The organism is Fibrobacter sp. (assembly GCF_017545445.1).
Taxonomy (GTDB): Bacteria; Fibrobacterota; Fibrobacteria; order Fibrobacterales; family Fibrobacteraceae; genus Fibrobacter.
This window is the reverse complement of sequence record NZ_JAFWOM010000041.1, coordinates 1-16,101: the sequence shown is the minus strand read 5'-3', so window position 1 is coordinate 16,101 and position 16,101 is coordinate 1. Positions and strand designations below refer to the sequence as shown.

The 16,101-nt window shown below is 46.0% G+C and carries 14 protein-coding genes and 1 pseudogene; 11 read left to right on the top strand and 4 right to left on the bottom strand.

The features are described 5' to 3' along the window. The 3 genes from IKG78_RS05035 to IKG78_RS05025 form a co-directional block, all read left to right on the top strand. Positions 1 to 598 (top strand): His/Gly/Thr/Pro-type tRNA ligase C-terminal domain-containing protein (locus tag IKG78_RS05035; RefSeq protein WP_290940273.1); only part of this gene is annotated, 598 nt, incomplete at its 5' end. Between the two features lie 144 nt (positions 599 to 742). Beyond that, a complete protein-coding gene (locus IKG78_RS05030) occupies positions 743 to 1,411 on the top strand; it encodes a hypothetical protein (RefSeq protein WP_290940270.1) in 669 nt (222 codons plus the stop codon). Between the two features lie 305 nt (positions 1,412 to 1,716). Further along, entirely contained in the window at positions 1,717 to 2,421 is a 705-nt protein-coding gene (locus IKG78_RS05025; protein ID WP_290940267.1) for a hypothetical protein, read from the top strand. Positions 2,422 to 2,437: 16 nt separating this feature from the next. On the opposite strand, the gene IKG78_RS05020 is transcribed toward IKG78_RS05025, so the two are convergent. The 3 genes from IKG78_RS05020 to IKG78_RS05010 are packed head-to-tail and all read right to left on the bottom strand — an operon-like array spanning position 2,438 to position 4,864. Further along, positions 2,438 to 3,223, bottom strand: coding sequence for a hypothetical protein (locus IKG78_RS05020; RefSeq protein ID WP_290940264.1), 786 nt, complete (start codon positions 3,221 to 3,223; stop codon positions 2,438 to 2,440). A 1-nt stretch (position 3,224) separates the two neighbouring features. After that, positions 3,225 to 4,076, bottom strand: coding sequence for a hypothetical protein (locus IKG78_RS05015; RefSeq protein ID WP_290940259.1), 852 nt, complete (start codon positions 4,074 to 4,076; stop codon positions 3,225 to 3,227). Further along, positions 4,076 to 4,864 (bottom strand): hypothetical protein, encoded by a 789-nt coding sequence (locus IKG78_RS05010; RefSeq protein ID WP_290940255.1) that lies wholly within the window; start codon positions 4,862 to 4,864, stop codon positions 4,076 to 4,078. Before IKG78_RS05010 ends, IKG78_RS05015 begins: the two co-directional genes overlap by 1 nt. Before the next feature lie 104 nt (positions 4,865 to 4,968). Between IKG78_RS05010 and IKG78_RS05005 the strand changes: the two genes are divergently transcribed. The 8 genes from IKG78_RS05005 to IKG78_RS04970 all read left to right on the top strand — a co-directional run bounded on the left by IKG78_RS05005 (position 4,969) and on the right by IKG78_RS04970 (position 14,887). Next, positions 4,969 to 5,817, top strand: a complete 849-nt coding sequence (locus IKG78_RS05005; protein WP_290940252.1) for an RNA-binding domain-containing protein — start codon at positions 4,969 to 4,971, stop codon at positions 5,815 to 5,817. Between the two features lie 58 nt (positions 5,818 to 5,875). Further along, on the top strand, positions 5,876 to 6,427 hold the full coding sequence (locus IKG78_RS05000; protein ID WP_290940250.1) for a hypothetical protein: 552 nt from the start codon (positions 5,876 to 5,878) through the stop codon (positions 6,425 to 6,427). A gap of 112 nt (positions 6,428 to 6,539) precedes the next feature. Then, entirely contained in the window at positions 6,540 to 8,033 is a 1,494-nt protein-coding gene (locus tag IKG78_RS04995; protein ID WP_290940247.1) for a class I SAM-dependent DNA methyltransferase, read from the top strand. 9 nt (positions 8,034 to 8,042) lie between these two features. Then, the gene (locus IKG78_RS04990; RefSeq protein WP_290940245.1) at positions 8,043 to 9,215 is read left to right on the top strand and encodes a restriction endonuclease subunit S; all 1,173 of its coding nucleotides are present in this window, start codon (positions 8,043 to 8,045) and stop codon (positions 9,213 to 9,215) included. A gap of 121 nt (positions 9,216 to 9,336) precedes the next feature. Further along, the gene (locus IKG78_RS04985; RefSeq protein WP_290940242.1) at positions 9,337 to 10,590 is read left to right on the top strand and encodes an ATP-binding protein; all 1,254 of its coding nucleotides are present in this window, start codon (positions 9,337 to 9,339) and stop codon (positions 10,588 to 10,590) included. Next, positions 10,591 to 13,929, top strand: a complete 3,339-nt coding sequence (locus IKG78_RS04980) for a DEAD/DEAH box helicase family protein (protein WP_290940239.1) — start codon at positions 10,591 to 10,593, stop codon at positions 13,927 to 13,929. 273 nt (positions 13,930 to 14,202) lie between these two features. After that, on the top strand, positions 14,203 to 14,490 hold the full coding sequence (locus IKG78_RS04975) for a GIY-YIG nuclease family protein (RefSeq protein ID WP_072978455.1): 288 nt from the start codon (positions 14,203 to 14,205) through the stop codon (positions 14,488 to 14,490). Positions 14,491 to 14,761: 271 nt separating this feature from the next. Next, entirely contained in the window at positions 14,762 to 14,887 is a 126-nt protein-coding gene (locus IKG78_RS04970) for a hypothetical protein (RefSeq protein ID WP_290940234.1), read from the top strand. Between the two features lie 192 nt (positions 14,888 to 15,079). Here IKG78_RS04970 and IKG78_RS04965 read toward each other — a convergent pair. Then, positions 15,080 to 16,101: pseudogene (locus IKG78_RS04965) on the bottom strand (glutamine-hydrolyzing GMP synthase); the annotation flags it as partial.

The window sequence follows — 16,101 nt, the reverse complement described above, 5'->3', positions numbered from 1 at the left end:
CAGTAACGGCACTACCGACATCGAATACGAATTCCCGTTCGGCTGGGGCGAACTCTGGGGCATTGCTTCTCGTACGAACTACGACCTCACGCAGCACCAGAACGAATCCAAGGTCAAGCAGGAATACATCGACCCGGTGCAGAACAAACGCTACATCCCGTACGTCGTGGAACCGTCCCTTGGTGTGGAACGCCTGCTCCTCGTGCTCCTCTGCGACGCATACGAAGTCGAAAAACTCGAAAACGACGAACGTACCGTGCTCCACTTCGATCCGAAGATTGCTCCGGTGAAGGTTGCCGTTCTCCCGCTCGTGAAGAAGGGCCAGGTGAAGGCCAAGGCCGAAGAACTCTACCAGAAGCTCCTTAACCGCTGGAACGTGGAATACGACGAAACGCAGTCCATCGGTAAGCGCTACCGCCGTCAAGACGAACTCGGCACGCCGTTCTGCGTGACCGTTGACTTCGACACGGTGGGCGAGGGTGAATCTGATCCGGCAAAGCTCGGCTACGTGACGGTTCGCGAACGCGACTCCATGAAGCAGGACTTGGTCAAGATCGACGAACTCGAAGCCTACCTCTCCGCCAAACTCGGCTGCTAAGCGCGGCGATGCCGCGCAGTGGTTAGTGGCTAGTGATTAGTGGTTAGGATTTATAATCGCGGCGGAGCCGCCCTGTTTACTAATCACTGCGTACTAACCACTAAAAAGAACCCGTTCGCGGGTTCTTTTTTATATTTCTACCAGATGATTCTGAACAAATTTAAAAGTCTGCTGGCCATTCTACTGCTTGCATCGACCTGCCTGTGGGCAGAACCAATCGGCACATCCGGGAAAAGTTCCGATGACGAACGGAGCTATTGGATCGATATCGCTTTATTCTTCGGGTCGTGGGTTGGTACTACTACGGGTGATGTGAATAAGTATCTTGATGTGAAGATGGGCTTCCCGTTCATTATTGATTTCGAATTGCAACTATCGCGAGTGGCGGTTGGCTTTTACTATGGTTGGGGGCTGATACATAGTTTACCTTACCTCTACGATGGTGTTTGCTTTACTGAATATGATCGCAGTCATGAAGAAACAGACGAATCTCTTGGGCTGACTTTAGGTTATGCGGTATTCAATTCACGTTATGTGGAATTACAGCCCTTTATTGGTTTTGGTGGAAATATCTTCAATAATGGTAATGATGATATGGATTTCTCTACGTTTATTATGGGAGCAAACGTAGATTTTCGCTTTGATTCGGGCTATATTAATGCGGGTGAAATCGGTTTTAATTTGGGACTTATGCTTCGTCTTAAGTATATTGCGGAATTTGGGTCGTTCTCCGATAAATACCGTGATGTCAAATATGAGAACTACTACATAAATCACATATTCGCAATAAGCTTAGGTATAGCGATTATGTAAGTAGGTATGGGCACGGGCTTATGCCCTTTGACGCCTTTGGCGTCTGCGGCTGCACTCGGTCATAGAAAATGCAATAGTTCACAAGGCGAAGCAAGCAGAAAACATTTATGTTTTCTATTTGTGAGCCGAAGGAATGGACGCGAAGCGTCAACCATTTTCTGCGACGCTCGTTTGGCACGATACTTAATCCTATGACCTACAGCCTATAACCTGTAACCTAAAAAAGAATAAAGAAAGTTTGTTGCAGATTCAAAAAAGTATATATTTACGATATTGGGTTGAACAATTTTGAGTGTGGAATGATTATGATGAAATTCTTGAAGTCTGCTGTTGCTTGTGCCATTGCTGGCGCTGCGTTTGGTCTAATCGCTTGCACGGATGAAAATTCTTCGAATATATGGAATACTGCGGAATCTTCTTCTTGTAGCAGTATGGAAAAAGCAGCGCTGTCTTCATCAAGCGAATCTGTCGTGCAGTCATCTTCTAGCGTTGTCATCCCGGACTCTCAGGTCACTGAGCCTGTCGAAGTGTCGGGATCTGTTTCTTGTAGCAGTATGGAAATGACTGCACCATCATCGTCAAGTGCGCTTTCTTCTGCAAGCGAGACTGTTGCTGATACGGTTTGGCATCAGGCCAATCTCACGTGGTACACGTCTTGGCCGGAACCTGGCAGCGAAGAATGCATCGAGTATAATGGCTGCACGTGGGCGGGCTATTTTGCAGGCATCGAAGGTCAAATGACAGAAGAGTGGGTGAGTCAGCACAACATCATCGCTGTTCACGAAAAAGACTTTGAAACGTATAAACTCAAAACTTTTAGACTTCGCATGAACGGCTCCACGATTGACGCTGTAGTCTATGACATGTGCTCCGACAGCGATTGCGATGGTTGCTGCACCGAAAATGCCGGCGAAATCGGGTTCCTCATTGATATCGAAAAATATACGCGAGAGCGCTTTGACGGTAACGGCGACGGCGTTGTGGAATGGACTTGCCTCGATTGCGAATAAAGGATTTTATGAAAAATTAGAATGCCCAGCCGATAGAAATGACGCTCTCGGCTATGAGTTTGTTTAATAGGCGAGTGCCGTATCTGCTTTGATAAACTGTAATTTGGTCTTGGAATTTTGGTTTGTTTATGAATGTTCCAATGTTTATTTCTGTAGCAAAGAAAAAATGCTCGAACGCCCAATTGAATCCTAAGCCTATAGTGTAGTAAAGAGCGTATTCGTTTTCTTTTATATTTAATTGGGATAAATACGAACTAGAGTCCCGGTGTAAATCTAAATTGTATTGAATAGGAACTATTTGAGCTTGTATAAAGCCTTCTAATTGACTTTTATTGCGATAGACATTGTTCCCGCTAGCATCTATATAATGGTATTTTCCTGAGTTTCTCCGTCCCCAAAACCACCGCAACGCTATCGGGGCCGCGAATGTGTGAATAGTACCTTCTGCATTCGTGTTTGATATGATATCTTTTTTGCTAAAACCAGCGTAACCGAATCGCAAGGAAAGGCTCCAGAAGTCGCTTAGTAAATGTTCGTAACTTAAGGTAAAACTCAAACTCTGTGCTATCAAAAGGACAGAAAGTCTGTTGAATTTTTCTGGCGGTGCGCTTAATCCAAATGTATCGTTGGGAACACTTGAATTTGTAATGTTGCTGTCTGATTTTGAATCTGGAGTGTTTGTTTGGAATGAATCTGTAACGTAAGTGACCTTATGCGTGTCTGTGTAAATGGTATCGACAACTTGTTCTTGCGCAAACGCGCTGATGAAGCTGAATAAAATAATTACAAGTGTATATCGCATGTTAAAATCCTAGTTTAATATCCATGCCAATAAAGAAACCTTTGCCGCACCATCCGTTGAGAAGGTGGTAATTGAGTTCATCTGCATTCCCGCTTCTGCCAAGGAATTTGCGGGAATTGTCGCTCCAGTACTGATAACCAAATGTTAAGCCGGTGTCCCATAACATGTTGCTCATGTTCCAAACGCTTCCTAAGGTTGCGCTTGCTGAAATCCCTGCATCGAAGCTCCCTTTTTTGGGGGAAGAATCTTTGAATTTTTTATCATAAGCGATTTTGAATGTTGGATTTATTGCAGCTTGTGTGTAAAATGATAAGCTGTATAGTGGCGTATTCCTATATGCAATTTTTAGTTTTTTGGGGTTCGTCTTGCTTACCGAAAAAGAGAACAGATATTGACGGTAGCCAAAGCCTGGACTAATGATACTTCTAAATCCTTCCCATGAGGGGTCTTCATCACGGAGGCTAACGTCTTGAAAGAGCATGAGCGAAGAAAAACTGAACATAAACGACCCTCTGTGCTCATTTTCTATTTCGTAATAAAAATCTAAAATAGGGATTCCAAACCAAATTGAAAATAAATTCAAAAATGTCATTCCGCCGATATAAATTTTTTTTGCGGGTGCGATTGTATCTGTGCTGTATTCAAGGAGAAATGGATTCTTTTCGATTTCATCTGTTTTAGTTTGTGAGGCCATCGTTTCTTGGATATAGACTGTGTCTGGAGGGGAGACTACATAGAGAGTGTCTGTAATTCGCTTTTGAACGAAAATAGTGTCTGTTACTGCATGGGCAGAACTCGTGAGGATGGGGAGAATGGTGATGCAAATGAAAAGAAATTGTTTGAAGTGCTGCATTATAGAATCCCCATGCCAAAGTTTAATCTGAAGTCGAATTGGATTCCTCCGGTGATATAAGAAAATTCGCCTTTTAAAAGATCACTGTCTTTTACGTTGTAAGCTAATCCGTATTCAATCCCGAATATGGGACGGTTGCTCCTGAAAATGTGTCCCATGTGAATGTAGGGTGCGAATAAATATCCTGTATCGTGTCTAGTGTGAGGGCGATCGTTATATTGGTTTGGTCGATCATCCCATGTGTTTGTATAGTTGTATTTGCGGATAAGCCAGTTGCTTCCGACGTCTAAAAAAACGCTGTATTTTGAGGGCCTAAAGTAATGACGGTAGCCCATGCCGATGTCGTATTGGGTAATATCGCCCTCGTAAATACCATCGACGAATACTTTATTGCCGACTTGCGGCTTCATTTGACTATAACGTAAGTTTATCATGAATGAATTTTTGCGGTTTGCGGAAATTTCGATGTTTCCGCCAATTGAAGTAAAGTTTGTATCAATCATCCAAAGAATGGAAACGATGTCGAAATGCAGATAAATAAGATGATGCGTGTAGCTTGTGTCGTAACGGAGAAATTTAGTTGTATCTTGTCCAAGTGGGTTTTGCTCTGTGGGTGTACAACATTTTTGTGGTAAATTTTCGCTTTTGATATAGATTGTATCTGTTTTAGACTTTACGGGAATATAAACGGTATCACGGATTATTTGCTCCACGTAAACGGTGTCGCGTGGTGCCTTGGCGTAGATCGCTGAAATACAAAGTAATAGAATAAGCGTCCATTTTTTCATCGCATTGATATATAGCAAAAAGATTAAATATTCTGTACTTCTATAGAGTGCTTTTCTGATGAAGTGTTTTTTATGAACGTTTTTGTGCAATTGTCGAAGATGATGTGTATGAAACCGTATGCTCTTTTTTGAATCGCTTTGGTGGCGATGTCTATCTAGGTGTCCTAGACAATGGAGTTGTTGTGGGTGTTCCTGAAAAAGCTGCCATCGATATGGTCAAGAATATCATCAATGTTGTAAATAACCCGACATTATTTCAGCCGACGACGTATCTCGACCCTGAAATCGTAAAGTACGAAGGTAAAACGATTATCCGCATTCATGTGCCGCCTAGCTCCGAGGTTCTTGTTCGCGAAATGATTTCAAATACGCTCATGCACCGCGAATTTACGAGTTCATTCCAAGCGAAGTTCATCATTGAACGTAACCGGATGTTTGTTGAAAATGCCAATCGTGCACCAGCGCAAAAGACTATCACTCCTGAAAATCTAGAACCGAAGCCCAAGAACCCGACAATCGCATCGTTCTTTAGGAATATCGGCTATGCAGACCAGCTTGGTTCTGGTGTTCGCAAGCTGTTTCTTTATTCCAAACCTTATGGCGGTGCTGATCCGACATTCTCGGAAGATGATGTGTTCAAGATAACAGTGTCGTTGAATGATATGGTGGGAGAGAATGCTTGTTATAACGGTGAAAATTTTGAGGTTAACAATAGGGTTAACAATAAGGTTAACAATGTGATTAGCGAAAATCAGTTGAAAATTATTGATGCATTGCGAAAAAATCCCAATATAACTCAAAGAGAATTGTCTAGTCTTACGTCTATTTCTCTTGTGCATATAAACAAAAATATGAAAGTTTTACAAGAAAAGGGTATCGTTGTTCGTGTCGGAAACAATAAGCAGGGGACTTGGGTTGTGAATGAGATTCAAAATGAGCAATCAGACTCCTAAAGAAGTCTATCCTCTCCTCGGTGAGCTGCTACACGCGTGTCAGCGTATCGAGTGGACTATGAAATACTTGGTCGAGCAGGCGTATCGCAAGGTTGAGTTCAAGTCGGTTGACGAACTCGTAGCTATCCGTAACTTCCTTGCGCATCAATTCGGCTTGCGTTATCCGCTACAAGATGAAGAAAACTGTGCATCGGCGATGGCGTATCTTGAAGAAGCCAAGGCCAAGTTGAAGACGCATATCGAACAGCTGAATTTTGAAGTCAAGATGTTCCAGACGATTCGTCAAGAGGCTTGTTCCTTAGCCTCTTCGCCGGATTTGCCGATGGCTATGGAACGCTTGCGTCGAGCCGGTGAACTAAAGGGTAAGATAGGCAAGCTCAAGACCTATGACTTTTCCAATATGGCGAACCGAACCATATTCGATTTCACTGATAGGCAAGATGTGATTGATGCCGTTCTGTATGGCGAAGGCGATATAACGCTGGATGCCTATATGGCGAAGCCTATTGAGGTGCGGCTTGCCAATCTTCAAGGGTTGGCGGAACTATCCGAGAACCGTAACTTTGTCGAGGCTGTCCGTAAGCAACAACGGAAGTTAGGCGTCGTTTAGCTGCCTACAGTCGCGCCGTAGGCGGTATCGTGGTCGATATTGCGCTGGAATGCGTATAGAGACGGTATAAATAGTTATATTCAAGGCGAATAGATTTTATACTGGATTAACGATGATTACTGGCGAAATTAAGAACCGCATTGACGCTATCTGGGACACCTTCTGGACTGGTGGCATCACCAATTCCATTACCATCCTTGAACAGATGACCTACCTCTTCTTTATGAAGATGCTAGACGATAGCCAGCTTAAAAAGGAAGCGACGGCGAACGCGATGGGTGTCAAGGTCAAGGAACCAGTATTCAAGTCCGGCAAGTGGCACAACCCAGACTTGGATAGGGATGTACCCTATGAAAGTCTCCGCTGGCATATATTCAAGAATAAGGAAGCCGAAGCGATGTTCGCGACCATATCCAAGGATGTGTTCGTGTTCATCAAGACGCTGAACGACGGTAAGGAATCGGCTTACAGCCGCTTTATGGATAACGCCACCTTCTTGATTCCTAACGCTCGTACGCTGGTCAAGATTGTCGAGGGGATCGACGGTCTTGATATGAATAACCGCGACACGATGGGCGATGTGTACGAATATGTGCTGGGCAAGATGGCCGCAAGCGGTAACAACGGTCAGTTCCGTACTCCGCGCCATATCATTCGAATGATGGTTGATATGATGGAGCCTAACTTGAACGACACCGTATGCGACCCGGCTATGGGTTCTGCTGGATTCATCGTGGAAGCGGCGAAGTACGTTCAAGAGCACCATAAGAAGGAATTGCTGAAAAAAGAGAAGTCCGACCATTACCGCAACGAAATGTTCCACGGCTTCGATACTGACCAGACGATGTTACGAATCGGTGCGATGAACTTGATGTTGCACGGTGCCGACAATCCAGATATCGCATACCGTGACAGCCTCAGTACTGACAATACCGATGAAAACGCCTATTCGCTTTGCTTGGCGAACCCGCCGTTCGCTGGGTCGCTGGACTACGAGGCCATCAATAAGAACCTACTGGCCATCACCAAGACCAAGAAAACGGAATTGCTGTTCGTCGCCTTGTTCGTGAGGATGTTGAAGCTGGGTGGTCGCTGTGCGTCCATCGTGCCGGACGGTGTGCTGTTCGGCAACAGTACTGGTCATAAGGCTATCCGTAAGGAGCTCGTAGAGCACCAACGCCTACAAGCTGTAATCAGTATGCCCAGCGGCGTATTCCAGCCTTACAGCGGCGTTTCCACGGCAATACTGGTGTTCACCAAGACCAACGACGGCGGCACCGACAAGGTGTGGTTCTACGATATGAGAGCCGATGGCTACACGCTTGACCAGAAGCGTACCGAGTGCAAGGAAAACGATATTCCAGACATTCTAGCTCGTTGGAAGAACTTGGATGCCGAATCCACGCGTTCGCGTAAGGAACAGTCGTTCTTCGTGCCAGTCGATGAAATCCGTGCGAACGACTACGACCTCAGTATCAACAAGTACAAGGAAGTCGAGAAGGTCAAGGTGGAATACGAAAGTCCCAAGACCGTGTTCAAGCGCATCCAGAAGCTCCAAGACGAAATCAACGCCGCTATGGACGAGTTCAAGGCGAAATATCTGTAGGTGGCGCGTATGAAGTCGAAATGGGAATATAAGACGCTGGGCAATATTTGTGTAAGTGAATTGGGAAAGACTCTCAATCAGTCGAAAGATACTGGAACATTACGGCCTTATTTATGTGCCATAAATATCCAATGGGATTGCTTGAATTTACAAGATTTGAAAAAAGCAAGATTTGAGGATGATGAATTAGAACGATATAGTGTACAGAAGGGTGATTTGCTTGTTTGTGAAGGCGGTGATGTTGGTCGAGCTGCGTTGTGGGAAAGTGATGAACCTATGCTGTATCAGAATGCGTTGCATCGTATAAGGTTCTCTGTTGGATGTTACCCTCGTTTTTACTTGTTTTGTTTAAGACATTTAAAGAATAAAGGCGTTTTGGACTCTCGATTTGCCAAAGGGGTAACGATAAAGCATCTTGTAAAGTCTTCGTTATTGTCAATCCCAGTTCCAGTACCGCCATTAGATGAACAGCAACGAATCGTAGCGGAACTGGACTTGCTGACGGAAGTCATCGACAAGCGTAGGATGCAGTTGACGGAACTCGATACGCTAGCTCAGTCCATCTTCTACGATATGTTCGGCGACCCAACTCATAATGAAAAGGGTTGGGATATGAAGAAATTGGGTGATTTATGTTTGGTGATTACAAAAGGGACTACTCCCACTACACTTGGTTTTCCGTTTGTGGAGGAAGGAATTAATTTTGTGAAGGTTGAGTCCTTCACGAATGGAAGGATTGACCCTTTAAAATTGGCGCATATATCTGATGAATGTCATGAGGCCTTGGAAAGGTCTCAATTGAAGAAAAATGATTTGATGATATGTATTGCTGGTGCTACGATTGGTAAAATGGCTGTGGTAGATGAATCTATTTTGCCAGCAAATACAAATCAAGCTTGTGCTATTGTACGACTTGCGTGTGAACAGTATATTCCGTTCATCTTTGCTTATTTGAAGATGCGTTTTGTTTATGATGTTCAAAATATGGGAAAAGGGGTTGCTCAACCAAATTTATCTTTAGGTCAGTTGAGAGACTTGAATGTTCCCCTTCCACCCCAAGCTCTCCAGCAAGAGTTCGCTGACAAGATTCAGTCCATCGAAAAGCAGAAAGCCGCCGTCAACCAGTCCATTGCCGAAACTCAGAAGCTACTGGACTACACTATGGATAAATACTTCGGGTAAAGCTATTTTACAAAAGTGCGGAAACCCGCAAAAATCTAAAATATTTGAGCTTTGTCTCTGCTTTTTGCCTGATTTTTACATATATTTTATAAAAGTGTATAAACCCGCAAAAATATAAAGTATGGAAATTGTCGAAAGAAACCTCTACTTGAATCGCCTTGTGGCTCGCAAGCACAACGGAATGATTAAGGTCATTACCGGTGTCCGCCGTTGCGGCAAGTCCTTTTTGCTGTTTGAACTATTCTACAAACATCTGAAAGACTCCGGTGTCGATGATTCGCATATTGTAAAGGTCGATTTGGAAGACCGCCGAAACAAGGAACTCCGAAACCCGGATGCGCTCTTGTCGTACATTGATTCCAAACTTCTGGATGAAGCAATGTACTATGTGATGTTGGACGAAGTGCAACTGGTTGACGAATTTGAGGATGTCCTGAACAGTTACCTTAAGCGTAAGAATGTCGATGTTTATGTGACTGGTTCCAATTCCAAGTTTCTTTCGCGTGATGTTATTACCGAGTTCAGAGGACGCGGTGACGAAGTGAAAATAGCTCCGCTCAGTTTCTCGGAATTTATGCAAGTGTTTCGTGGCTCGCGTGAAGATGCTCTTACCGAGTACATTACATTTGGCGGCTTGCCCAAACTTTTTGACTTGCCTGATGAAAAAGCCAAGATGGACTACCTTCAGGGTTTGTTCAAAAAAACATACCTTACGGATATCGAGGAACGCTATAATATAAAGAACTGTGGCGATCTTGAAGAACTGATAGACTTTGTTGCATCGTCAATCGGTGGGCTGATTAACCCTAGCAAGATTTCGAATACCTTTAATTCCGTAAAGAAGTCGAAGATATCGCAACCGACCATCAAGAATTACCTTGATATTTTACAGGATGTATTCTTGCTGAAAAAGTCAGTGCGCTACGATGTAAAGGGAAAACGCTATATCGATACTCCGGCAAAGTATTATTTCGAAGATTTAGGCCTTAGGAATGCACGGCTTAATTTTAGACAAAATGAATCGACGCATCTGGTTGAAAATCTTGTTTTCAATGAACTTTGCATTAGGGGAATGTCGGTTGATGTCGGCGTGGTTCCGCTTAATTTGACCGAGAATGGCAAAAATGTAAGACGGCAACTAGAAGTTGATTTTGTATGTAATCAAGGAAGTCGGCGCCTTTATATCCAATCCGCATTGCACCTGCCCGACGAAGAAAAGTGGAATCAGGAATTGCGACCGCTAAAAGCAATCGACGATTCTTTTTTGAAATTTGTGATTACGGCTGACCCCGTCAAAAAGCATCAAAATGAAGACGGCTTTGTGATTATGAACCTTTTTGACTTTTTGCTTGACGAAAATAGTCTGGGGGTGTAAATGAAGAACTTTGACTACCTAAAGGATTGCGGCGTGCTTCGGCTGTATAACCTATGTGCCGCCGCCGAGGATAACCAAGTTAGCCACCCTGACCTAAGCGTAATCAGTGCGCGTAGAGCCTTGGAATATGTAGTCAAGTCCATCTATGCTATGAAACGGATTCCGGTGTCGGACAGGGATTCGCTGTTTGAGTTGGTCGATGGTGAGCCATTCCGTTCTTTCATTGGTGATGACCGTATAATGATGGCGGTTCATTACATCCGTAAGGTAGGCAACGCTGGTGCTCATAACGACCGTGTGGGTAGGAAGGAATCGTTCTTCGGTTTGTTGAATTTGTACAATGTCGTGGCGGCTGTTCTAACCAAGTTGAAGGTGGTCGAGACCGTCGCACCGTTTGACAAGACTCTTATTCCAGATAGCAAGTTCGCGCCCGTCATTGCCGAAGCCAAGATTGAAGTCAAGGAATCGGACGAAATCGTCATCAAGGCCGACAAGGAATCGCTGGATAGCAAGGAACCAGTCAAGGAATTGCCCAGTGAAATGTCCGAAGCTGAAACGCGTAAGGCGTTCATCGACTTGATGCTTCGAGAAGCGCACTGGGATGTCTTGGATAGCGATGGTGTCGTGAAACCGTCCAAGGCGTGTGTCGAAGTTGAAGTGGAAGGAATGCCGAACGGTCACGGTATCGGATATGCCGACTATGTACTGTTCGGCGCGAACGGATTGCCGTTGGCTGTAATCGAAGCCAAGAAAACATCCGTATCGCCGATTAAGGGCAAGCATCAAGCTGAGTTGTATGCGGATTGCCTTGAAAAACAGTATGGTCGCCGTCCAGTAATTTACTATACCAACGGTTTCGAGACCAACATTATCGACGGTTTAGGTTATCCACCAAGGCGTTTATACGCGTTCCATACCGAAGATGACTTGGTTAGGCTCATTCAGAAGCGTGGGCGTAAGGATATCGGCGACTTTAGCGTAAAACCGAGCATCACCGATCGACCCTACCAGAAAATGGCTATCAAGGTTGTGTGCGAGTGGTTCAATGCCAAGCATCGTCGTGGATTGCTGGTGATGGCGACTGGAACTGGTAAGACGCGAGTGTCGATATCTATGGTCGATGTGCTGATGCGTAACGACTGGGTGAAAAATGTGCTGTTCCTTGCTGACCGTACATCGCTTGTGGATCAAGCGAAGAAGAATTTCGCGAAACTGTTGCCGAATACATCCATTACGGTACTGAGTGACAAGGGTAACAAGGAAGACATCGACCTAAATGCTCGAATCGTTTTTAGTACCTACCAGACGATGATTAACTACATCGATACCGAGGATAAGCCGTTCTCGGTTGGTCGATTCGACCTCGTTATCATCGACGAAGCCCATCGTAGTATCTTCGGTAAGTACGGTGCAATTTTCAACTACTTCGATAGCTTACTGCTAGGACTTACCGCGACTCCACGCGACGAAGTGGATAAGAGCACTTATGACACCTTTGAAATGGAAAGCGGCTGTCCTAACTATGCCTACGAGCTGGATGATGCCGTGTCCGATGGATTCCTAGTGAATTACCGTGGCTTCAAACGCGGTTCTATGATTCTAAAGGAAGGTATCAAGTACAGTGCACTATCCGATGACGAAAAGGAGCAGCTTGAACAGATATGGGACTATGAAGAGACCTTACAAGAACTCCGTCCAGACATCAATATGCGCGGACGCGACATCCGTAACGACGAAATCTTCAAGTACATATATAATGAAAACACCATCGACAATGTGCTTCAAGATTTGATGAAGAATGGTCTCAAAGTCCAGAGCGGTGAGCGCATCGGCAAGACGATTATATTCGCCTACAACCATAAGCACGCCGAACTAATCGTGAAGCGGTTCAATGTATTGTACCCAGAATACGGCTCGGATTTCTGCGTTTTAATCGACAACTATGTGACTTACGCTCAAAACTTGATTGACAAGTTTGAAATTCGCGACAAAGACCCGCAAATCGCCGTGTCGGTGGATATGCTTGACACTGGCATTGATGTGCCGGATGTGTTGAATCTGGTGTTCTTCAAGATTGTCAAGTCGAAAATCAAGTTTATGCAGATGATTGGACGCGGAACCCGCTTGTGTGAGGGTATCTTTGGCGCGTCCAAGGACAAGGAATGCTTCTATATTTTCGACTGGTGTCGTAACTTCGAGTACTTCGAGAAGAATCCAGACGGACAGACGGTCAAGCAGAGTCTTTCGCTGACCGAACGCTTGTTCGGCTTACGAGCTGAAATCGCATTCTATCTCCAGCATCAGACCTACCAAGAGGATGCGTTTACCAAGGGACTACATGACGATTTGAAATCGACTATGAAGGAACAGGTTTTGTCGCTTTCCGATAGCCATATTTCCGTCCGTAATCGTTGGGATGCCGTAAGTCATTTCAAGACGGACGAAGCGTGGGTATGCCTGACCGCCGCCAATGTACAGACCTTGAAACTTGACATTGCTCCGCTGTTACCGCATAACACGCAAGATGAAAACGCTAAGAAGTTCGATGTGCTGGTTTTGGCTGTTGAACTTGGTTTCGTGAACGATGAATTTAATGCTAGCAAGCCAATCGTTCATATAAGGAATCTGGCTGAACGGCTGATGACCAAGGCGACTATTCCGCAAGTTGTCGCCAAGATGGATACCATCAAGGATGTGCTGAATCCGACGGCGTGGGAGAACTTGTCTTTACGCTGGCTGGAACGCGTCCGTGTCGAACTCCGTGACCTTATCAAGTTCCTCGTAGGTGACGGCGGTAAGACTTGGACGGTGGACATCGAGGACATCGTTACCGACGATGGTGAAAGTGCTGGGGTACAGACTCGCGTGACCTATAAGCGTAAGGTTATGGACTACCTCGCTGGCAAGGATAGCAACCCAGTACTGAAAAAGATTTATAATCTGGAACAGCTTACGGATGACGATATCATTGAACTCGAACGCGTTATGTGGAAGGACTTAGGCTCCAAGGAAGATTACGACAAGTTCGCCGATGGTAAACCGTGCGGCGAGAATGTGGCGATACTGATTCGTTCGCTGATTGGCGTGGATCGAAAGCTCGCTATGGAACGGTTCAATGAATTTCTCTCTGGTAGCGTACTTAACGCTGACCAAGAAGAATTTTTGAAGGATATTATTACGTATGTGTGCGAGAACGGCGATATTGGGCCGGAAACGGTCGTGAACGAAGCTCCGTTCGACGAACGACTGATGGAAGTGTTCAATGATAAGATGATACCGCTACGGCGATACCTCGAAAATATTCACGAAGTTGTTGACCCTGCAGGAATGCAGGGGTAGGGGACCCTATCGCATCGGCTTGCAGCCTTGCTCCAGGGTGACAGAAACATTGTCATTCTGGATTTTTTTCTCCAATGTCATTCTGGAGCGCGAAGCGCGATAGAATCCACCCTGCTTTGTCATTCTGGAGGCCCATCGGGCCGATAGAATCTATGGACCCTATCGGTCGTTACACTCCCTCCAGGGTGACAACTGGAATGTCATTCTGGAGCGGAACGCAGTGTAGCGATAGAATCCATTGTTTTTCCAGAATAGATTTTGTATTTTACACTCATGCAAAAGAGGGGATACACTTATATCTTGTTCAACAAGAAGAACGGCACATTGTATGTCGGCGTTACGAGTAATTTAAAAGAACGTATTGCTCAACACAAGCAAAAAATCTTTGAGGGCTTTACCCAAAAGTACGGCATAGACAAGTTAGGGTACTTTGAAGAGCATACGGATATGCGTCACGCCATAGAACGTGAAAAGTCCATGAAGAACTTGTTAAGAGCCAAAAAGATTGAATTGATTCAATCAATGAATCCCGAATGGGAAGATTTGTTCTTTAAACTGTAGAGGACTGGACCCTATCGCATCTGTCAGCGGCCTCGCTCCAGGGTGACAGAAACATAGTCATTCTGGAGTGTTTTCCTCATTGTCATTCTGGAGCGCGAAGCGCGATAGAATCCACCCAGGATTCTGTCATTCTGGAGGCCCATCGGGCCGATAGAATCTATGGTCCCTATCGGTCGTTACACTCCCTCCAGGGTGACAGCAGGATTTATTCCCACGGCGCTTTCACTTTGTTCAAGCGCGTGTTCGCGCGGCTCCGCGCTACTCCAAAAGGATGAATCCACTTTCCCAAGATGCGCGAACTATTTCCCTCGGTTTGGAACCGTGGTGGACGGCGACGGAAGTCGTGTTCGATAGTGATGCCATTTGCAACTCCGTGCACTTGGTGAAACTGTTCTAACCAGTCGGAACCGTCGGAAATGGGCCAGAAACGCCAAATAAACCGATGTCCGGCTGGGACTCGGCTTCACCCTTGACAAATGAAAAAGCCTCTTGGAACTTGTCCAAAAGGCTCTACAGTTGCTTCTATGTTGGTCGGTCGGCGACGGAAGTCGTTGTTACACTTTCGGAACCGTCGCTTACTTCGTCACAGCTACTCCCATTCAATGGTTCCGGGTGGCTTGTGGGTCACGTCGTACCACAGCGAGCCTGCGCCTTCGGCTTCGAACTTGCGCCAGAGTCCGGCGAGCAATCCCTGGTCGATTTCAGCGAAGTTAGCCGTCATGGCTTCGGTGGAGTTCACTGGGCGCATTACAATGCATGGTCTGTTTGCCGTACGGAGCGGAACGAGCACGACCGGCATCTGCCAGATCTTTTCGTACAGGTCGTTTGTCTGCAGAAATTCGGTGCAGATGTTGTCGAACTTGCGGAGTGTATCGAAGTTTTCGCGGGTGGCGAACTGTTCCACAAGCTTCGGGTCTTCGTCAGCGACGCTACCGATCTGATAAATCACGCGGTTGATGGCCTTGAAGCGGTTGGCTAGTTCGGTGGAGAACTTTTCGCAATCCTTCCAGCTGAGGCCCGGAGTTGTGATGAGGAACGGCTGCGCATAGGTGCGGCCATCGCCCTGGACGCCCACACTCTTGATGGGGAGCAGGCGGCCAGCAATGTTGTTTGCTTTGAGGTAGTCGGCGAGGGATTGGCCCGACGTATCGCGAACGTCTTCGAACTTCACCATGTCATCGGAGAGCTTACCTTCGCTGCAAAGCAGGCGAACGCCGAGGCCCGGACCCGGGAACGGGTGACGCCACACGAGGTTGTGCGGAATGCCGAGTTCTTCGCCGAGTGCGCGGACTTCGTCCTTGTACAAGTCGGCAAGCGGTTCAAGCACGAGTCCCTTTTCCATGAGGTCCAGGACTTCCTGCACGCGGTTGTGGTGCGTCTTAATCTTGTCGGCGTTCTTGGTGCCGCCGCTTTCGATGGTGTCGGGGTAGATGGTGCCCTGAGCCATCATCCACTGGTTCGGATCGAGGTTAAGCTTTGCCATTTCCTCGTCCTTCACCGTCAGGAATTCCTTACCGATGATGCCGCGCTTGGTTTCGGGCGCAGTCACGCCCTTGAGCTTTGCAAGGAAGTGTTCGCTAGCGTCGCGGACCTTGAGGTTGTTCATCCCCT